This is a genomic window from Sedimenticola hydrogenitrophicus, from assembly GCF_029017505.1.
In the GTDB taxonomy this organism is placed as follows: Bacteria; Pseudomonadota; Gammaproteobacteria; order Chromatiales; family Chromatiaceae; genus Sedimenticola; species Sedimenticola hydrogenitrophicus_A.
The window spans coordinates 1-20,668 of record NZ_JAQGEI010000006.1; the positions used below are offsets into that span (position 1 = coordinate 1).

General features: G+C 60.8%; 17 protein-coding genes. 7 read left to right on the forward strand and 10 right to left on the reverse strand.

What is annotated here, in order from left to right:
• The 4 genes from O9K64_RS04850 to O9K64_RS04865 all read right to left on the reverse strand — a co-directional run.
• Positions 1–1,346, reverse strand: a 1,346-nt coding sequence (locus O9K64_RS04850) for an ATP-binding protein (RefSeq protein WP_275096954.1), incomplete at its 3' end; no start/stop codon positions are given.
• A complete protein-coding gene (locus O9K64_RS04855; protein WP_275096955.1) occupies positions 1,346–2,029 on the reverse strand; it encodes a response regulator transcription factor in 684 nt (227 codons plus the stop codon). The genes O9K64_RS04855 and O9K64_RS04850, both read right to left, overlap by 1 nt.
• Positions 2,030–2,038: 9 nt before the next feature.
• On the reverse strand, positions 2,039–2,347 hold the full coding sequence (locus O9K64_RS04860) for a PepSY domain-containing protein (protein ID WP_275096956.1): 309 nt from the start codon (positions 2,345–2,347) through the stop codon (positions 2,039–2,041).
• Positions 2,348–2,382: 35 nt separating this feature from the next.
• Positions 2,383–2,925: a glycine zipper 2TM domain-containing protein gene (locus tag O9K64_RS04865; protein ID WP_275096957.1), complete on the reverse strand. Its 543-nt coding sequence runs from the start codon at positions 2,923–2,925 to the stop codon at positions 2,383–2,385.
• 362 nt (positions 2,926–3,287) lie between these two features.
• Here O9K64_RS04865 and O9K64_RS04870 point away from each other — a divergent pair, with 362 nt between their 5' ends.
• Both O9K64_RS04870 and O9K64_RS04875 read left to right on the forward strand, forming a co-directional pair.
• On the forward strand, positions 3,288–5,618 hold the full coding sequence (locus tag O9K64_RS04870; protein ID WP_275096958.1) for a DUF1631 domain-containing protein: 2,331 nt from the start codon (positions 3,288–3,290) through the stop codon (positions 5,616–5,618).
• 21 nt (positions 5,619–5,639) lie between these two features.
• Entirely contained in the window at positions 5,640–5,978 is a 339-nt protein-coding gene (locus O9K64_RS04875) for a PilZ domain-containing protein (protein WP_275096959.1), read from the forward strand.
• A gap of 21 nt (positions 5,979–5,999) precedes the next feature.
• On the opposite strand, the gene O9K64_RS04880 is transcribed toward O9K64_RS04875, so the two are convergent.
• A complete protein-coding gene (locus tag O9K64_RS04880) occupies positions 6,000–6,752 on the reverse strand; it encodes a transglycosylase SLT domain-containing protein (RefSeq protein WP_275096960.1) in 753 nt (250 codons plus the stop codon).
• 446 nt (positions 6,753–7,198) lie between these two features.
• Between O9K64_RS04880 and O9K64_RS04885 the strand changes: the two genes are divergently transcribed.
• The 5 genes from O9K64_RS04885 (at position 7,199) to O9K64_RS04905 (ending at position 10,820) form a co-directional block, all read left to right on the forward strand.
• Complete coding sequence (locus O9K64_RS04885) at positions 7,199–7,645, forward strand: GNAT family N-acetyltransferase (RefSeq protein ID WP_275096961.1); 447 nt, start codon at positions 7,199–7,201, stop codon at positions 7,643–7,645.
• A gap of 11 nt (positions 7,646–7,656) precedes the next feature.
• The gene (locus tag O9K64_RS04890) at positions 7,657–8,184 is read left to right on the forward strand and encodes an acyltransferase (protein ID WP_275096962.1); all 528 of its coding nucleotides are present in this window, start codon (positions 7,657–7,659) and stop codon (positions 8,182–8,184) included.
• Between the two features lie 38 nt (positions 8,185–8,222).
• Positions 8,223–9,044 carry a hypothetical protein gene (locus tag O9K64_RS04895; protein ID WP_275096963.1) on the forward strand — a complete coding sequence of 274 codons (822 nt, stop codon included), beginning with the start codon at positions 8,223–8,225 and terminating at the stop codon, positions 9,042–9,044.
• A gap of 464 nt (positions 9,045–9,508) precedes the next feature.
• Entirely contained in the window at positions 9,509–10,360 is an 852-nt protein-coding gene (locus O9K64_RS04900) for a mechanosensitive ion channel family protein (protein ID WP_275096964.1), read from the forward strand.
• A 91-nt stretch (positions 10,361–10,451) separates the two neighbouring features.
• A complete protein-coding gene (locus O9K64_RS04905) occupies positions 10,452–10,820 on the forward strand; it encodes a hypothetical protein (RefSeq protein WP_275096965.1) in 369 nt (122 codons plus the stop codon).
• A 103-nt stretch (positions 10,821–10,923) separates the two neighbouring features.
• On the opposite strand, the gene O9K64_RS04910 is transcribed toward O9K64_RS04905, so the two are convergent.
• The 5 genes from O9K64_RS04910 to recB all read right to left on the reverse strand — a co-directional run bounded on the left by O9K64_RS04910 (position 10,924) and on the right by recB (position 20,667).
• The gene (locus O9K64_RS04910) at positions 10,924–12,198 is read right to left on the reverse strand and encodes a bifunctional O-acetylhomoserine aminocarboxypropyltransferase/cysteine synthase (protein ID WP_275096966.1); all 1,275 of its coding nucleotides are present in this window, start codon (positions 12,196–12,198) and stop codon (positions 10,924–10,926) included.
• A 368-nt stretch (positions 12,199–12,566) separates the two neighbouring features.
• Positions 12,567–13,754 carry a sulfate adenylyltransferase gene (gene sat, locus O9K64_RS04915; protein WP_275096967.1) on the reverse strand — a complete coding sequence of 396 codons (1,188 nt, stop codon included), beginning with the start codon at positions 13,752–13,754 and terminating at the stop codon, positions 12,567–12,569.
• 355 nt (positions 13,755–14,109) lie between these two features.
• Entirely contained in the window at positions 14,110–14,841 is a 732-nt protein-coding gene (locus tag O9K64_RS04920; protein ID WP_275096968.1) for an AAA family ATPase, read from the reverse strand.
• Positions 14,842–15,202: 361 nt separating this feature from the next.
• Positions 15,203–17,014: an exodeoxyribonuclease V subunit alpha gene (gene recD / locus O9K64_RS04925; protein ID WP_275096969.1), complete on the reverse strand. Its 1,812-nt coding sequence runs from the start codon at positions 17,012–17,014 to the stop codon at positions 15,203–15,205.
• Positions 17,011–20,667, reverse strand: coding sequence for an exodeoxyribonuclease V subunit beta (recB, locus tag O9K64_RS04930; RefSeq protein WP_275096970.1), 3,657 nt, complete (start codon positions 20,665–20,667; stop codon positions 17,011–17,013). The genes recD and recB overlap by 4 nt, the downstream gene beginning before the upstream one ends.
• Position 20,668 lies beyond the last annotated feature (1 nt).

Sequence of the window (20,668 nt, forward strand, 5' to 3'; positions counted from 1 at the left end):
CCCGGCATCCGGATGCCGATCAAGGCCCCGCCCAGGGTGCTCTCCCCGATCTCGAGTTCCCCACCGTACAGGTGCACGATCTCACCGGCCACGGAGAGTCCAATGCCCTGGCCGGGGATCCGCTGGTCCACGCGCTCGCCCCGACGCAGCACCCGCTCCCTCACCTCGGGAGGAATGCCGGGTCCGTCATCGGCCACAGAGAGACGGATTCCCGCCGCCTTCGCATCTGTCCGATCCGCTTCGACATAGATGGCAACCGTTGTATGGGTATACTTGAAGGCGTTCTCCAAAATATTTCCCAGACACTCCAACAGATCACCCGACTCCCCGGGGAACAGCAGATCCGCCGCCACCTCGCAGCGGCAGTGGATCGACTTCTCCCGATAGACCTTCTGCAAGGTCCTGACCAGCCTGTCCAGAATGGGACGCAACGCGGTCTTCTGACCAAGCCCCGCCCCACGCCCGGCCGCCGCTGCGGATTTCAGCTGATATTGTACGATCTCGTTCATCCGCGGCACCTGCTCGGCCACCGCCTCCCGCAACAACCGGGGATCTTCGCCCTCGGCCGCCCCCTGAAGCACCGCCAGCGGCGTCTTGAGGCTGTGGGCCAGATCGCCCAGACGGTTTCTGTAGCGGTCCCGACTGGCGACGCTGTGACGGATCATGGAGTTGATCCCGTCGGTGAGCCGGCGCAACTCCCGGGGATACTCCCCCTCCAGACGCTCACGGGCGCCGGTTTCGATCATGCGCAGATCGGCCGCCACCGCCCGCAGCGGTTTGAGTCCCCAGCGCAACACGGCTCCCTGTACCAGCAGCAGAATGAGCGCTGCCCCCCCCAACCAGAGCAGTATGGTCTGGCGGAAGGCGGCAACGCGCTTCTGCACACCGACAGCGCTCTCGGCGACCACCAGCAGATAGGCGATCTCGGCACCGCTATCGTCCTCCCAGAGCAGGGAATAGCTGAGCAGATAGAGGGATTCATCTGCCGGCAGGAGCTGAAACAGGGAACTCCCCGGCGGGATATCGGTGCGCATGGGAAACTGGCGACCCACCGCGGAAGGGGAGTGCCACTGGTACTGCCCCTGCTCGCCCCTGACCTGGGCATAGAGTCCGGACGCGGGGTTGGCAAAGCGCGGATCGGGCAGGGTTTCCGGCAGCCGCATGCGTCCCTGCACATCGGTATCGGCGGCCCCAAGCAGAGCGTAGATCTGCCCCATCAGCTGGGTTTGTATGGCACTCTCCGCGCTGTCCCGGAAAGCGCGATCGAGCGCCACCGCCCCTAGCCCCAGAAACGCCGCAAGCACCACCGATGCCGCCAGCAACAGTCTGCCATGGATCGACCGCATCAGGCTGCGGGGAATTTTTGGGTAAAGCGGTAACCGCGGCCACGCAGCGTCTCTATCGGCTGCAGCTGGCCGTCCGGATCAAACTTTTTTCGCAGCCGGCGGATAAACACCTCGAGCACATTGGAGTCGCGGTCGAAGTCCTGATCGTAGATGTGCTCCGTCAATTCACTCTTGGAAACCACCTTACCCGCATGCAGCATCAGATACTCCAGTACCTTGTATTCATAGGCGGTCAACGCCACCTCCTGGCCGTTGAGGGTGGCCACCTGGTGCAGGGTGTTGAGTTCAATCGGTCCCCAGGCAATCTGCGGTGAGGCGAATCCGGCCGAGCGGCGCAACAAGGCATTGAGCCGCGCCAGCAGCTCCTGCATGTTGAACGGTTTCACCAGATAATCATCGGCCCCCACCTCCAGCCCCTCGACCTTGTCCTGCCAGTTATCCCGCGCGGTCAGGATCAATATCGGGAAACCGACCTGGCGCAGACGCAGGCCACGGATCAGTTCAATCCCTGAGAGCTTGGGAAGCCCCAGATCGATAATGGCCAGATCGAAGGGATACTCCTCAGCGAAATAGCGCCCCTCTTCGCCATCCTCCGCCACATCCACCGAATACCCCTCGGCCACCAGGCGCTGCTGTAGCTGATGTCTCAGCGGGGCTTCATCTTCCACCACCAGAATACGCATGGCGACTCCTCAGCGCCGCCGCTGGCCGGGGGGCACTTTCTGTCCGGAACCGGCATCCACCCGATAACGCCGCACCTTGCCCCGGTCGTCAATGATCCGCACCCGATGCTCCCGGTTACCCTCATTCTCCAGCGTTTCGGCATGCAGCACCCGACCGCCGGTCTCCTTGCGAATCCGTTCCACCGTCGTGTCGAGATCCACGCCGTTTCTGCCTCCCCGGTCACCCGGGCCGCTGTGCTGGGCCGCCAGCGGCAGGCTGAAGAGCATGCCGGCCAGCAACAGCCCACCCAGCAACCGGCGCTGTCGTATCGAAACCATACAGTCCTCCTGCGGGACGGCTGTTAATCGGACTTTCAGTCATATTCCCGAAAATCGCGGTCGTAACCACCGGCCGGGACCACTGAAACGCGCACCTCGATGAATTTTCCCGGATCCCGGTCGGTACGCGTATGGAACACCTGGCCTTTGTATTTGTATTTTACATCATAACCGACCAACTCCTCATGCTCCCGGTAGTGATCCACCACCTCGCAACGCCGTTCGCTGGTGACGTAGCCCTGGGTCGGCCGCTTGCCCAGGTCATTGCCGACCGAGGCCCCTAACAGCGCACCCGCTACGGTCATGGCATCCTTGCCGCTGCCCTTACCGAACTGATTACCGACCACGCCACCGACGATGGCACCGGCGATGCCCGGGGTGTATGAGTCACTGCGGTAACCGCCGCGGTGGCGGACCCGTTCATTCCAGCAGCGCTCCTCGGGTTGATTGACCCGTACGATATCATAGAGCGGCTGGCTGCTGATTACCCGAGCCTTGTCGTGGAAACCATTACCCGCCAGCACCAGGCCGGGGGCGATGATGATACTCATGGCTAGAAAAACAGTGCTCTTTTTCATGATTGCTTCCTTTTGGTCATCAGAGGCGAGAGCCCAATCCCTCACCGTTGAGCACAGGATAGGGGAGGCTTCCTGAACCGCGCCTGAATATACAACTCTCCCTGCGCCCGAGGTCCTATCGGAGCAGGTGCGGCCAATGAGAGTTATATTCTTTTCCGGTCTGTATCGCCCGATTCCGGGGCACGGGGACCCTCCTGGCACTATATTAAGGGGAACGCCCTGCCCTCTTATCCGTTTTCTTGCCAAGAAAAACCAATATGGGTAAAGATGGACAGCGTCAGGTATAACTAAAGCGCTTCAGCACCTGGTCGCTACGCTATTAAGCACATGCTACCGTCTAGTTGGAGTCAAGGAAGTCGCCTATGGAAGAGTTATCCGAGAAACCCCGGGCCGCCCAGGCGGAAATAAAACGCCAACAACTGCTGGGTGAGTGCAGGGATATGGCGATGGTCTACCTCACCACCCAGCTGAACGAGCTTTTTCAACAGATCGAACCGGTTTTTCTCGATTTTGCCAAAAAGGCGGAGACCAACACCTCACAGGCACGATTTTTTGAAGCCGTCAACCACATCCTCTCTCTCAGGGACGCCATAGAACACGATTTCAGAGAGTCCATCGAACAGGGATTCAAGCTTTTCGTCCAGGGAAAGCCCATTGTCTATCCCGACGCCCCGACCGAAGAGGCCATTGAAATCGAACTCAAGGTGGTCGATAACGATGCGCTGGAGAAGCACATCGCCATCCAGAGCATGATTTCCAAGGCCCAGTCCGACTGCTATCAGGAGTTGTACGCCCTGGGCAAACGACTGGCGGTGCTGCGCGGCGGCAAAAAACTGGCCGAAGACGACATACCCGCCTGCCCCGCCCACACCGCAATCGCCTTTCAGCAGGCGGCAGAGGTACTGGATGTGGATAAGCAGATCCAGCTGATCGTCTACTTCCTGTTCGGAAAATTTGTCATGGGTGACGCCAAAAGCATCTACAACAACCTGAATGACAAGCTGATCGAAGCCGGCATCTTCCCCAATCTGAAACTGAGCTCGATTATTCCGCCGACCGCCAGGCAGGCCCCGGCGGACGGCGCTGCCACGCATCCGATGGAACCGCCCCACCCCGGACCGTCCGATGCCGGACCCGCGCATGCCGCCACCCGGCAGGCGGCACCAGCGGCTGGCAGCGCGGTGCTGGGCGAGGAGCTGTTCCAGTCGATCCACGATCTGCTGACCGCCCGGCGGGCGGCCGATCCCGACTACAGCAACCATCCCGAGCGGGTTCCCGGCGGCAATACCGCCCAGCTGAAGAGCGCCTCGGCCATCGTGCAGGCGATTGAGCAGGTGCAACCGCACTCCCAGGCGGATTATCTTCCGGTGCCGGAGCACAATGAAGGCCTACCGCAATCCATCGAACTGGATACCGCCCTACTGCAGAGTGTCCGCCGAACCCTGGAATCGGAAAGAACCAAACTGCTCAACGAGTTGGACAGAAGCACCATCCCTTCAGCGGACCTGGATACCATCGAGCTGGTCGGCATGCTGTTTGATCAGGTGCTCGACGAGGAGGGACTGGCCAATATCGCCAAGGCCCTGATCAGTCATCTGCACACCCCTTATCTGAAGATTGCCATCCTGGACCGCGCCTTTCTGACCGATGAAGCGCACACCGCCAGAAAACTCCTGAACCTGATGATCGATGCCGGCAAGCGCTGGATCGATGAAGAGGACCTGCGACGCGGCATCTACTACCCGATGCAGGAACTGGTGAAGACTGTATTGACGGAGTTCAAGAACGAACTCTCGATCTTTGACGAAATGCTCTACAAGCTCGAAAAACAGACCGCTGAGCTGGAGTCCCGGGCGAAAATACTCGAAGAACGGAATCAGGAGGCCGCCAAGGGTCGGGAACGACTGGAGACGGCCAGAAAACGGGCCCGGGAGGAGATCGAGCAGAGGACCAGGGGACGCCATCTGCATCCGGTCCTTGAGCGCTTCCTCAACCACGCCTGGCTGGACCGGATGATCCTGATGTTGCTGCGCGACCCGGAGGCGGAATCAAGCAAGGAGTGGACCTCCGTCCTGGCGGTTATCGACAGTCTGGTCCGGGTGATCGATGCCCGACACAATCCCAGGGCACGGGAGTGGCTGATCAAGAACCAGAAAAACCTGGTTCAGCACATCCAGACCGGCCTGGACTCGCTGGGCAACTACCATCATGCCGATAGCAATGCCCTGTTCAAACTGCTCACCGCGGTTATCTCGGAGCAGCCGGCCGCCCCCGAAGTCAAGCAGAAACCCGGCGGGCAAGTCGGGATATCGCAACCGGTCATCAAGCCCATCAGCGGTGCAAAAAAGCCCACGCCGGCGCATCCGGCCGCCCCCACGCCGAGCGACGAAGAGGAACGGATGTTGGTCAAATTACGCGACGTCAGGTTCGGCACCTGGTTTGAACTGGTGGATGAACATGATAAGCTGCGCCGCCTGAAGCTCTCCTGGTTCAGCCCGATCACCCACAAATTCATGTTCGTGGACCGGTTTGGTATCCAGGCCTACATCACGCCTTCCGAAGAGCTGGCAAAGCAGCTCTGCTCGGGCAAGGCAAGGATGATTGAACCCACTGGCATCCCCTTTGTCAGTAAGGCACTGAAAGCCATCCATGCCGTTCTACAAAAATCGATCGGCCTGCACTCCGCCGGTTAGGCTCAAACAAGGAAAACGGTAATGCCCGAGAAACGTTCCCAGCCAAGAAAAACCTGCAATAGCCGAATTGATATCCTTGACGCTGAGTCGAATGAGTTCATCGGCACACTGGTGAATATATCCTCCAGCGGATTCATGATGATCACCGAGAAGGCCTTGCCGGAAAATTATGTGTTCCAGTTTAAGATCGTCTTTGCACCGGGCAGCGCCGGGTCGCATAGCATCCGGCTGGGAGCGGAGAGTCTCTGGGTCCAGGAGATGGAGGGATCGAACCAGCGCTGGATAGGTTTCCATGTCATCGATATATCGGACACGGACAAGACGACCCTCGGTAGCCTGATCGGAGACTGGCGCGTGTAAAATGGCTGCCCCGGTTCAGTTTCAGTTCAGGGCGGTCACATGGCCCGACGCCTGGTTCTCCCGGTAGAGATCGAGCACGCGGGTCACGTAGGCCTCGGTCTCGGGGTAAGGCGGGATACTGTTGCCAAACCTTTTCACCGCATTTTCACCCGCATTATAGGCCGCCAGGGCCAGACGCAGATCATTGTTGAACATCAGCAGCAGATCCCGCAGATAGGTGGCTCCACCGATCAGATTGGACTTGGGGTCCCAGCTGTCATACACACCATACCGCTTTGCCGTCCCCGGCATCAATTGCATCAACCCCCTGGCCCCGGTACGTGAAAGGGCGCGGGGGTCATATGCGGATTCCGCCTTGACCACGGCATGCAACAACTCGGGCCTGAGCCGGACCTTGCGCGCGACCTCCTCAATCATTGGGGTATAGCGGCGGCGATTGCGCTCGCTCGACGCCATATCGATCCTTGAGCCGGAAGATTTTTTCTTTCCGCTCACCGAGTGCTGGAGCAGACGATAACCACTCCCCTTCATGGGACGGTCGGTAAAATAGAGCTTGCCGTGGCGATCCTCGTACTTATAGATATCAGCGCCTACCGAAACGGAGAAAAACAGCAATCCCGCCCCCATCACCGCGCTGACCCGCCGTTTCAGTACCACACCCAAGCTTGCTCCCCTTGCCCCATCGACCGACCAGCGGCGCAACATCATCAGGATATAGCGCTGTGCCGCGCGCAATCCGAGACGCCTGCCAAACGAATTGTTGTCAACTTTCACTGGTGGCCTGCAGCTCCAATCATAGCCCGTCCAGCCAGTCCGGGACAGTTTCCCGCCATCAGTCGCCCCACAGGGGCGTTCGGCAGGAGCCCATTGGTACGCGTATGCCATCTTCACCGTGCAGAGCGCACAAATCGGGCGACCCCACAACGGGCGGCGGAACCAAGCGTATTTTTTGTGAACATCAACACAACCATCCGCCGCCTACTCGACCAGTATTGAATCCGAAGATTGATGGCAACGGCCACCCTCCCGCAAAATCCTTACCCGGGCCGTTGCCGTTAATCCTCACCTCGCGGCACGTCCAAAACGACAACATCCAACACCCACAACGCATCCATCGGCCATGACCCTGGAAACTTGAGTCCAACGGGCCGCCAGCGGTTCAGCTTGGGAGCTGTGTCCTCTATACTTGAGGGGCCTTGGGAGATTCAACGGGAGCGCAGATGCCCACGCGTGACTTCACCATCAGCCAGGTTGACTGGGAGCAGAGTAGACCCCTGTTGCGCGCCATCCGGGAATCGGTGTTCATCACGGAACAGGGGGTACCGAAAGCGCTGGAGTGGGATGACCAGGACGCGGCCGCGCTGCATGTGCTGGCCACGGACAGTGACGGCAACGGTATTGGCACCGGCCGCGTCACCCCAGCGGGACAGATCGGCAGAATGGCCGTGGTGGCGGAGTGGCGCAATCGGGGCGTGGGCAGCGCCCTGCTGACCCAACTGTTGCGAGCGGCCCACGCCGACGGACGGAAACCGCTGTTCCTCAATGCCCAGAAAGCGGCGATTGCATTCTACCTCCGGCATGGATTTCACTCTGTGGGTGAAGAGTTTATGGAAGCCGGCATAGCCCATCAACGCATGGAACAGGACCCGCGCCGTACCCGGGCCTGACAGGAGTCACAATGAACGACCAGACGAAGCGCGACATGGAATCCCTGGTGCTGGGGGCAAGCGGGGAGCGTATGCGCCTGCAGGGCCGTACCCAGTTCAGCGAGGCAAGCGAGCAGATGGCGCAGCAGGCGAAATACTACCTCGACATCTTTACCTATGACCTGGACAAACCCCTCTACGACCAGATCGGGTTTCTTGAAGCCGTGAAGCGGCTCGCCATCGAGTGCCGCGGAACCGGCATTCGCATCCTGCTCCAGGACAGTGAACGTGTCCGCAGTGAGGGACATCGGCTAATCGACCTCGCCAGGAGACTCACCAGCAAAATCGAGATCCGCCGCCCCCATGCCGATTATATCGACCATCCGGAGAATTTCCTGATTGCGGACCGGGTCGGCTATATCCGACGGCGCGTGGCCGAGCGCTATGAAGGCGAGGTAAACTTCTGCGATCCACTCGAATCAAAACTGTTGACCGAATTCTTTACCGAGGTGTGGGAGAGAAGCGAGCAGGACAGCAGCCTGCGCCGGCTCTATATCTGATCCTGGCCGAGGCACTACCCCACCCGCAAGGCAGCCCGATGAAAAGATTCATACTTCCACTGATATTGCTCATCTGCAGCGGCCAGGTCCTGGCCGACTATCCACTGGAAATCATCCAGCTGAAAAGCCGTCCCGTCGCCGAGATGATCCCGCTACTCCAACCCTTCATAGCGCGTGATGGCTCTATCGCCGGCATGCATGATCAACTGATCATCCGCACCTCTCCAAACAACCTGGCGGAGATAAAGAAGATCCTGCGGCGTCTCGATCAGCCCCCCAGGAGGCTGCAGATCTCCGTCAGACAGTCCGCAGGCAGCCAGGTATCACAGCGCTCGACTCAAGCGGACGTGAGCGGCATGATCGGAAAACAGGCCAAAGTCATAGTCGGCAATCCCCAGGACAGCGGCCTGCGCCTGCGGATCAAAGAGACGCGAACCCGGAGTCACCTGGATGCCACCCATACCCTGCAGGTGCTGGAAGGCCATCCTGCGTTCATCGCCACCGGGCAGTCGGTGCCGATTGCCGAGCAGACCACCATTATCAACAACAACACCGTGCATCAACAGCTGACCACCCGTTACAAGGATGTGACCAGCGGCTTCTACGTGGTCCCGAGAATCAATGGATCGATGGTAACGCTTGATATCAGCCCGCACCTGACACGTCCCGGCAACCAGCAAGGCCGTTATGAGATTCAGCAGGCACACACCGTGGTATCCGGCCGGCTGGGTGAGTGGATCACCATCGGCGGGGTATCCCGGGCAGCGGCGCGCAACGGCGATGAGATTCTCAAACATGCCCAAACCGCAAGCAGTGATGACAGGTCGATCGAGCTGCTGGTCGAAGAGCTCGCCCCCTGAGACCGCTGCACTTAGCCCACCATAACTTTACCTGATTACCCATCTAACTCAGCCATCATCAAGAAAAAATCTTAGCCGCGAATAAACGCAAATGAACGCGAATAAGGTTGTTGAGGTTCGCGGGCTCACCCCAGCGGGCTACAAACCACGCTGCCCAGGGTAGGATGCCGGTGAGGCACGAACCGCATCAAGCCATACCGCGAATGATGCGGTTCGCAAGCTCACCTGCATCCTACGTCGCCGGCAAGCACCGTAGCCTGGATGAAGCCGCTATTCCCCCAAACAGGATAAATCGCGCTATTTGCGTTTATTCGCGTTCATTCGCGGCTTTATAACCGGTATCTGACCTTAGTGGAGTCTGGTAGGTAATCAGGTAAGTTTATCTGTGTGACCTTCACTGACAATTGTCTGCTATATTTCGAACGGACAACAAATCAAGCAAAATAAGTCACTGGGAGTCTGACATGCCGGAATTCATCGATCTTGAGACATTGATGTCGAACTTCGCCATCCCCTGGGGCATCAACATCATCCTGGCACTGGGCACCTTCTTCGTTGGTCGCTGGGTCGCCAACATTCTGCTCAGGATAGTCAAGAAGTTGCTGGGCAGGAGCAAAATGGACGTAATCCTGGTCAATTTTGTCGTCCCCATTCTTCACGCCCTGTTGCTGCTGTTCATCGTCGTCGCCGCGCTGGACCAGTTGGGTGTGGATACCACCTCGCTGATCGCCCTGCTGGCAGCCGCCGGCCTGGCCGTCGGCCTGGCCATGAAGGACTCATTACAGAACTTTGCCGCCGGGGTGATGCTGATCATCTTCCGTCCCTTCACAGCGGGCGATTTTGTCGAGGCGGGCGGCACCGCCGGTGTGGTGGAGACCATCAGCATTTTCAGCACCATCATGCGTACCGGAGACAATCGGGAAGTCATCGTGCCGAATGGGGCCATCTACAGTGGCAACATCACCAACTATTCCGCCCGGGAGACGCGGCGTGTCGATATGGTCTTTGGTATCGGCTATGACGATGATATCCGCAAAGTCAAACAGCTGCTTGGCGATATCCTGGCAGCGGATGAGCGCGTACTCAAGGAGCCCGCGGCGCAGGTGGTGGTTGGCGAGCTGGCGGACAGCAGTGTCAACTTCCATGTCCGACCCTGGGTCAAGTGCGGCGACTACTGGGATGTGAGGTTCGATCTGACCGAACGGATCAAGCTGGCCTTTGACGATAACGGGATCTCTATCCCTTATCCGCAGATGGATGTCCACCTCAACAAGACGCCCACCTCAACAAGCGCGACCGACCCGGCACCCGGGTAAGTCGGGGGAACGGCATGCCGCACTGGGTGCTCCTTCTAACGGCGGCCTGATTGGATTAGAATGGGCGCTTCTTACCACGCAAGACGACATCATGAAACCATACCGAACATATCTACTTGGCGCCGCCTTGGCAATACTCGTTTCCGCCCCGCTCCACGCCGACCTGGAAGCGGGCATCGCGGCCTATGAAAAAGGCGACTACACGGAAGCCTTCAACCAATATAAACAAGCGGCCGAGGCGGGTGATGTGGATGCCTACGGCAAGCTGGCCGGGCTCTATCTCTATGGCGTGGGCACCGAAAAGGACTACACCAACGCCTATATCTGGTTTGGTTTGGCGCAACATGGCGGCGATAAATATGCGGAAAAATTCAAGCTGACCGCCTCCTCCGTCATGACCCTGGAACAGGTGAAGCAAGCCGAGGAGATCCTCGCGGAGCGTATAAAACGCCTTGAGTAGTAGTGCCGTCAGGGCTGGATGAGCACTTACAGGCATCACCTCCCGGAGCTCTCGGCTATCGAATACCGGTGGGCCGGCTGAAGCCGGTCCACCGGGCTCAGACTCAGCGCGAGGCTGCCAGCGCCTGATCAAGATCGGCGATGATATCGTCGATATGCTCGATACCGATCGACAGCCGCACCAGATCCTCGCTCACCCCCGCCCTGGCCAGCTCTTGCGGATTCAGCTGACGATGGGTGGTGGTGGCCGGATGGCAGGCCAGACTCTTGGCATCGCCGATATTCACCAGCCGAACCACCAGATCCAGTGCGTCGATAAAGCGCCCGCCCGCCTCCTTGCCACCGGTTATTCCGAAGGAGAGGATACCGGACGCCCTGCCCCCCATGTATCGGTCCACCAGGGGCTTGTCCGGGCTGCCCTCCAGCCCTGCGTAGCGCACCCACTCCACCTGGGGATGGGACTGCAGATAGTTGGCGACCACCAGGGCATTTTCGCAATGCCGATCCATTCTCACCGGTAGCGTCTCGATCCCCTGCAGCACCAGGAAGCTGTTGAACGGTGAGATCGCCGCGCCCATATTGCGCAACGGCACCACCCGCGCCCGGCCGATGAAGGCGGCCGGCCCCAGGGCCTCGGTATAAACCACGCCATGATAGGAGACATCCGGCTGGTTCAGGCGCGGAAAACGGTCGGCATGCTCGGCCCAGGGGAAATTCCCTGAATCGACGATCACGCCACCGATGGTGGTGCCGTGACCGCCCATGTACTTGGTCAGGGCGTGTACCACGATATCCGCGCCGTGCTCAAACGGACGGCAGAGATAAGGGGACGGGACGGTGTTGTCCACTACCAGCGGCACGCCGTGGGCGTGGGCCATATCCGCCATGGCGCCAATGTCCACCACGTTGCCGGCCGGATTGCCGATGGACTCGCAGAACACCAGTTTGGTGCCGTCATCGATCAGTGCCGCCATGCCATCCACGTCCTTGGGATCGGCAAACCTGGCCTCGATCCCCAGCTGCGGCAGGGTGTGGGCAAACAGGTTATAGGTGCCGCCGTAGAGGGTGGTGGTGGTAACGATATTGTCACCGGCCTCGCACAGGGTGAAGATCGTGTCGGTGATCGCCGCCATGCCGGAGGCCAGCCCCAAGGCCCCGATACCGCCCTCCATGGCCGCCACCCGCTTCTCCAGCACATCGGTGGTCGGGTTCATGATACGGGTATAGATATTCCCCTGGACTTTCAGATCAAACAGATCGGCGCCATGCTGGGTATCGTCAAAGGCGTATGAGGTGGTCTGATAAATCGGCACCGCAACCGCCTTGGTGGTCGGATCCGGTTCATAGCCCCCGTGTATTGCGATTGTTTCAATCTTCATCTACGCACTCCTCCTGTTCTTTTGCCATTACCGGTCAAAAAGTATCCTGCATCTTAGCTGCTGAAATATCACACTGTCGAATAGCCAACACGCTGACCGCTCAGCCGGCGGAGAGCGTTGTCACCTGGATGGGCCCGCCCCCCGGGACCCCCGCAGGCACACAGACCCAGGCCGGGGGAAATCCGGGCTACGCTGGATGACTTCGGGTTGAGACTCTGCAGGAAATGCGGGCGCATTCTCTGAGCGTGGCAGGTATTGATTGAGGGGGTACAGGGAGCGTGTGAATCAAACCCGCTCCCGGCCATCCCTGGACAAATAGCGGGAACACGCCCCCCTCCGACGCGATCGCGCCAGAGGGGGGACGACCATCAGTTCAGCGACTGATAGTAATTCATCAGGATTTCAGCCACTTCCGGCCGGGAGAATTCGGGCGGCGGTGCCATGCCCTGTCCCAGCATCTCACGCACCTTGGTGCCGGAGAGCAGCACGAAGTCATCCTTGCTGTGATCGGGTGCATCGCACATCATCACCACCCGGTTGAGCTTCTTGGAGTAGGCGGTGTGATCGGCGCGGAAGATTTCGATATCCAACGCACCCGCCGGGACTTCGCTATCGAAGATGGTCTGGGCATCGAAGGCACCGTAATAGTCGCCCACACCGGCGTGGTCACGACCGATAATGAAGTGGGTCGCGCCCATATTCTGGCGGAAGTAGGCGTGCAGCACCGCTTCACGGGGACCGGCATAGAGCATGTCGAAACCGTAACCGGTGATGCAGACGGTGTTGGGCGGGAAATAGAGCTCCGCCATCTTGCGAATCGCCGCGTCCCGAACCGGCGCCGGGATATCGCCCGGCTTCAGCTTGCCCAGCAGCATGTGGATCACCACGCCATCGGCCTTGACCGCATCCATGGCCATCTTGCACAGCTCCTCATGGGCGCGATGCATCGGATTGCGGGTCTGGAAGGCGACAATCTTCTCCCAGCCGTGCTCCTGGATCTCATTACGGATCTCAACCGCGGTACGGAAGGTGTCCGGGAAATCGGTCTGGAAATAGCTGAAGTTCAGCACCTGGATCGGGCCCGAGATGGCCAGGCGACCCTGGCTGTTGAAGGCGTCCACCCCGGGGTGCTCGGGATCGGTGGTGCCGTAGACCCGTCGGGTCATCACCTCCATCTGCTCATCCGATACCTCCTCGACGGCATTGATGTCCATGACCGCCAGGACCGGATTGCCTTCCACATTCGGGTCGCGCAGGGCGACACGCCGGGCGCCCTGGATGGCGTCCACACTCTCCAGCAGACAGAGCACGGGCACCGGGAAGAAGCTGCCGTCGGTCATTTTCATCTGCTCGGCACAGCCCATGGCGTCGCCGACGGTCATGTAACCTTGCAAGGGATTGAAATAGCCGGCACCCAGCATCACCGCGTTACCCGCGGCCTGGGAGCTGATAATCACCGAGGGCAAAGACTCGGCCTCATGCATCAGCGCATGGTGTTTATCGGTGTCGTAGACAAAGAGCGGCTGAAGGGCATCGGATCCGACAGGCTTGATCATCTCTCTAGATCTCCTTAGAACAATTTATCGTTAAATATTATCTTCGCCCGCCCACACCAAAAATCATGCAATCGGGTAAGTATAGAAATCAGCGGGATGGGCCTCCGGTCCGGTCATGGAACCCGTCTCTGGTGCCACTTGATCAGGACTTTGACCGAACGGGCAACGGCATCGCATCCAGTATAAATTCAGGGCATACCCTACCACATGGATGAATGGGTTATCCCAAATTTATATTTATAAGGGCAGTAGAAAAAGTACTGTATGAAATCTGGAAGGAAAACATCCCGCCTGGAACGGTTGTTCCAGGGCGGCGCTGTAATATCAGGGCAGTATCAGGAAAATCAGGGCAATATCAGGAGAGCGCGACGCTTTTGGCTTCCGGCTGCCACCCCGGTGACTCGCTGAACGTCGTTGCCTGCCCCGGTTCCTTGCCGGGAATGGCCTCGTGCAGCCAGTTGATTATCGGCTGCCACTGTTTGCGGTCCTTGGAGGTAACGCCGCTCTTCATTTCGCAGATGCCCATGCCGGTTTCCATGGCGATGGCGTAATTATGGGTATCACGCAGCGATCCGATCAAAGGTATCCCCAACCTGGCGGACAGTGCCTCGATTTTCTCATAGGTCGCGGTCTTGAAACGTACCCGGTTGATGACCATGGCGACCCGTTTGCCATGCAGCCGGTTTTTGGCAAAACGCATCAGTTCGGTAAGAAATCCTTCCACTGCCTGCAGATCGATGACGGTGGGCATGACCGGTATCAGGATGCTGTCCGCCTTGTTGAACAGTTCCACCAGTCGTCCACCGGTGACCCCGGCCGGGGTGTCTATGACCACTACTTCGGTTTCCACTCCGGTATGGAGCTGCCAGGTGCGGGTCATCCCGGCACGTGGGCGGGCGGCATCGATGGAACGGATCTGAGGTTGGGAGGGTTTACGCATATCCAGCCAGTGGTGGCTGGAGTTCTGGGGATCGTAATCCATGAGGGCCGTTTTGTAGCCCTGCCCGGCAAAGTAACAGGCCAGCGTGGTGGATATTGTTGTTTTCCCACAGCCACCTTTTGCGTTGAGCACCATGATGTTGTGCATCGAACCCTATCCCCAATTATTCAATTTCGGAGACAGTCGTTCCCTCGACCCGCGCCCCCTGAAGTTCGACCACCTGGATTCTACGATCCATCCCTCTGTGTGTGGTCGCTGAAAACCCTCTCGCCTATCCGGACTCAGAGGACTACTACCCCTCTTTTTCTTCTGGAAAGTTATAACTTTCTTAAATAGCGGCATGAGTATCTTCCGATTTAGTAGGAAAGGCAAGTAATCAGAATCTGAAAACTGATCTTCGTCATTTTTAGCACTTTTTGCGGTGATAAGACTCACAAATCCCCCCATCATCGGGGATATTTCCCGGTAAGGGTGATAGGCGTCACACTTGCGACCCTGGCTTTCTTCCCTACCCCCAAAGTTTCTCGCGCAATCCGGAGGCTCGCCTGGTACGTCTGGCTATTGCCGGGGCAAGCAGGCCGTGCGCATCCGAAAGGATAAATTCGCGCCGGCTTCGCGTGAGCCCGGTATAGATCAGCTCACGCGTGAGCAGCGGACTCTCCCGCCCCGGCAGGATCAGCAGCACCCGCCCAAACTCCGAACCCTGGCTCTTGTGTACCGTCATGGCGAAGGCGCTTTCATGGGGTGGCAGCCGGGCGGGACTCACCCGGCGCACACCGTCCGACGTCTGAAAACAGACCTGCATCTCCTCCGCCTCGCCCGGCAACAGGATGCCGACATCGCCATTGTAGAGTTTCAGATTATGGTCGTTACGGGTGATCAGTACCGGGCGCCCGGGATACCATGCCACCCCGTGGGCAACCAGGCCGGCCGTCTCCAGGCGCTGCCGGATCTGCAGATTCAGCTCCGCCACACCGGCGGGCCCCGAACGTAGCGCGCAGAGTACCCGGAAGCTGTCGAAGGCGGCAAACACCTCTGCCTCCGTGGCACCCTCGGCAATGCGCTTCAGGTAATGACTGTAGGCCGACGCGGCAATCGTCAGCGGGTCGCTCGACCCGGCGAGCAGGTTGATATCCGCCAGTTCCTCCCGCTCCAGCAGTTGCCGTGCGGATTCGCAGTCACCCCGGTTCACCGCCTCGGCGAGCCGCCCGATGCCGCTGTGCCCGCCAAAACGGTAGCTGTGCCGCAGCTGCACCACGGCATCGGCCAGTGGCTGGTGCGCCGCCGTCTCTGCGGCTAGCGCCTGATCGGTCAGGCGTGCGAGCTGCTGTTGAAAATCGGCGGTAAATCCGGGGTCATCCCCACAGATATCGCCCAGCACTGCGCCGGCCTCCACCGAGGCGAGCTGGTTGCGGTCGCCCAGCAGGATCAGGCGCGCCTCGGCCGGCAGGGCGGCCACCACCTTGGACATCAGGGCCACATCCACCATCGACGCCTCATCGATCACCAGCACATCCACCGGCAGTGGGTTGTCGGCGTCATGCCTGAACTGCACGCTGTCCTGGCGACTCCCCATCAGCCGATGCAGGGTCATCGCCTGTGCCGGGATGGCGTCGAGCTCGGGGGCAGCCGACAGATGCGCCCGCGCCTGCTGGATGGACTCCTGCAGGCGGGCAGCAGCCTTTCCGGTAGGCGCGGCCAGGGCAATCACCAGCGGCCGCTCACCGCCCTGCTGCTGCAGCAGGGCGAGAATGCGCACCACCGTGCTGGTCTTTCCGGTACCCGGCCCCCCCGAGATCACGCAGAAGCGCTTCTGTACCGCCACGGCCGCGGCGACCTTCTGCCAGTCGGTCGCCAGCGCCGGTTGTGGTGGAAACAGCTGTCCCAGCCCCTGCCGCAGGCGTTCCGGGTCAACCGCGGCGACGTCGGCCCGGCTGCGCGCCAGGAGCAGATCGGCCAGCTGCTGTTCGTACGCCCAATAGCGCTGCAGATAGAGTCTCCCCGCCGTATCCAGGATCAGCGGCCGGTAGTCGCCGGGCGATCCCACCACCGGGGTCTGCAGCAGCAGGTGCATCCACTCCGCGCAGGCGGGGAGCCGAATCTGCCCTTGCGTGCCGCCGACCGTGCGGCCACTCCACTCGGCAAGCTGCAGGCAGACATCGCCCGCGCCGGTCCGGAAACTGGTGAATGCGGCCGCCAGCAGCAGCTCGGGACGCTGGTCGGCGGCCAGCCGGCCGATGAGGGTGGCGAAATGCAGGTCCAGATCGGTCACCAGGGCCTGCGCCTTCAGTTCACGGAGTAGCTCCAGCGCCTGGCTCATGCCGGCACCTCCTGTCCGGTGAAATAGTGATCCAGGGCCTCGATCAGGCGCTTCGCCGGGCGCTCCCGGTAGACACCGAATTCCGTTCCGCCGGCCGGGGACATGCCGCGCAGGAACAGATAGTAGACCGAGCCGAAATGGCGCTCATAGTCATAATCCGGCAGCCGCTGTGCGAGATAACGGTGCAACGCCACACTGTAGAGCAGGTACTGCAGGAAGTAGCCGTTGTCCGCCATCGCGGAGACGAGATTGGCCTGGTTGTAGTCGGTCGGCTGGTCGCCCAGCCAGTTGGACTTGTAATCGAGCAGGTGGTAGCGCCCCTCATGGACAAAAATCAGATCGATAAAGCCCTTCAGGTAGCCGCTGATGTCGCTGAAGGCGAGCCGGCGGACCGCCTGGGCCATCACCTCCGACTCCGCGAAACCCTGCTCGGTCAGCAGCACGGCCAGGCGCGGCGCCTGTAACTGTGTAACCGGGTAGTTGAACTCCATCTCCACCAGACAGTGCGCCTTGGAGATCCGGCGCAGGCGACGCTCGCTGTTTGGCTCCAGCGGGGTATCGAGCACATCGCCGACCATGTCGCAGACCACGTCCCGCCAGACCGGGTCAATACCATAAGCGGAGAGCTGCTGCTGCACCAGCCGGCTGAGTTCAGCGGGGCCGTGGCGGCTGAAATCGAGCTGCTCGAAAATGGCATGCAGGCAACTGCCGGGATTGGCGCCCCGTGGAAAACTGAACCGGGAACGGGTGGCCGGGAGTTCAACCGGGGCCTCCGTCGGTACCTGGATCTGAACAGGGATCTGCACAGGGATCTGAACAGGGATTTCGTCGTGATCCGGTCGATCAAAATGGTCGCTGCCGACCGTCAGCGCGGAGAAGCTGGTCACGGCGGCCCCGCGGCCCAGTTGCCGGGTGAACTGCTCCGCGCGCAACCCCTCGGCAGGGTGGCGTTGCTGGCGAAGCGAAGCGGGCAAGCCGGCACCGCCCTCCCCCTCAAATTCCGCTTCAACCTCCGCTTCGGCCGCTTCACAGGGGGTGATCCGCAACTGCCCGGACAGTGGCTCGGCCCACTGCTGCAGGCGTGCCAGCAGTTGGGATTGATCCAGCGAGCGGAAATGGGCCGCCAGTGCCTCGAGCGGGTCCCCGGAACCGGGTGAGGGCGGCGGATGCAACAGCCAGGCCAGGGGTGACTCCGCGGCCCCGTTCACCTCGCCCCAAGTGATGTAGCAGCGTTGCCGGGCCCGGGTCAACGCCACATACAGCAGGCGCAGACTCTCCGCCAGGGTCTCGGTCCGATTCGCCCGCCGGGCCTCCGGCCAGGCGGGCGAACCGAGATCCAGCACCGCCCGATCCTGCTGTTGCGGATCGTGAAAACGGCACCCCTCACCCTCCCGGATGGCACGCACGCCACCGTCCCAGACAAACGGACAAAACACCACCGGATACTGTAACCCCTTGCTTTTGTGGATGGTGACGATCTGTACCAGGTTGTCGTCACTTTCCAGCCGCAGTTGGCGCTGCTCGTCTTCCGGCAGATCACCCAGGCGCAGCCGGCTCAGCCAGCCGATGAGCGCCTCCATGCCGGCGCCGCTATCACGCTCCTGCTGGTGAATCAACTCGCTCAGGTGCAGGGTATTGGTCATGCGCCGTTCACCATCCGGGAGCCCCAACAGCCGCCCGGTCACCCGCTGCTCGCGCATCAGATGGCGGAACATGCGCATGAAGCCCTGGGCCAGCCAGAGCCGGTGGTAGTGCTGGAACTGTTCCAGGTAGGCGGTCAGCTGCCCCTCATCCGTGGCCAATCCGGCAATCGCGTCCCCCGACACCCCCAGCAGATCGCTGCCGAGGGCGGCGAAGACCAGACCCTCCCGCTGCGGTTCGAACACCGCCCGCAGCAGCCGTTCCAGCTCGCTCGCCTCGTGGGTCTTGAACACATCCTGCTGGGCGCGCTGGACGCTGTGTATCCCGCGTACGGCCAGGGCGTGGCGGATCAGCTCCCCCTGCCGGTGGGTCCTCACCAGCACGGCGATATCGCCCCCCGCCAGGGGGCGCTCACCGAGCCGGATCGCGCCCGCTCGCGGTTCCGGCCCCAGTCCGGTAAGCCGGGCGATCTCCCGCGCGGTCCAGTCGACGGCAATCTGCGAAGCCTGCTCCTTGCTCTGCTTGCCGGAGATGAAGCCGACCCGGAAACAGGCGTCATCCCCGCCCAGCTCCAGCAGCCGTTGCTGTTCCGTCTCGGCCGGCCGCGAGGGTTGGAACGGAATCTGGGGAAACAGGAATCCCCCCTGGGGTTGATCGAACAGGCGGTTGACCGCCTCGATCAACGGTGGCACGGAGCGCCAGTTCACATCCAGGGTATAACCCTTTCCGGCATCGGCGCCGGCCCGCAGATAGGCAAAGATATCGGCGCCGCGAAAACTGTAGATGGCCTGCTTCGGATCCCCGACCAGAAACAGCAGCCCGGGCTGTTGTACAAACAGCCGGTGAAAAATCCTGTACTGGACCGGATCGGTGTCCTGAAACTCATCGATCAGTGCGGCGCTGTAGCCGAGGCGCACGGTCTCCACCAGGGCCGCCCCCCGCTCCCCGTCCAGGGCGGTCTGCAGGTTCAGCAGCAGATCGTCATAGGATTGCACCCGCAGCCGCTGCTTGCGCAGCCGCAGCTGCTCATTGGCGTACTGGATCAACTCCCCGAGCAGGGCCACGCGCGCCTGCTCGTACTGCCGGTCCAGCCGGTCGATGGCGTGCAGCAACGACTCGCAGCGATCGAAGAAGGGGTGATTCGGCGCCCGCCCCGACTTGTTCAGCGCCGCCGCCAGTGCCGTGCTGGAAAACTTTTCCAGCTCGCTGAAGCGGGGTCCGGGGGTGGGCTGCAGATAGAGATCCATCGCCAGCGCCCATTTATCGATAGAGGCCGGGCGATACTTGTTCCGGTTCAGACCGTCGCAACGCTTGAGCTGATCCAGCACCGCGTCGCGTTGTGCGAGCCAAAGCCGGCGCAGCTCGTCAAAGCGGGCAGAGAACTCCGCTTCCGAAGCGCTCAGATCGGCCGGCATGGCCTGGCCCCGGATCTCCAGGTAGGGCTTGTTGATATTGCCGCGCAGGGCCAGGGTCAGCTGGTCGGGGCTCAGCCCCTGGTCGAGCAGATAGCCGAGCAGGCCGGGCGGTATATCCTGGATCCGGCTGCGCCAGAAATCATCCACCACCTCCTGCATCAGGGGCCGCTCATCCAGCAGCAGCTCGCTGTGAAACGGCATCCCGCTCTCAAAGGCGTTTTCCGACAACAGCCGCTGACAGAAGCCGTGAATGGTAAAGATGGCGGCCTTGTCGAAACTGAGGATGGCCAGCGTCAGGCGCTGCAAGCGCAGCTCGGCGGTGTCCGGATCGCGCATCAGGGCCGCACGGAACCCGTCCTCCCGATCGCCCTCCACGGCCCGCTTGAGTTGGACCATTCTGCTGCGGATACGCTCCCGCAGCTCGGCCGTCGCCGCCTTGGTATAGGTGACCACCAGGATCTGTTCCACCGTCAGGCCCTGCTCCAGTATCAGGCGGATATAGAGCCCGGTGATGGTGTAGGTCTTGCCCGTCCCGGCGCTGGCTTCGATCAGGTTCATGCCGTCGAGGGGGGTCGCAAACAGGTCCAGTCGCCGCATG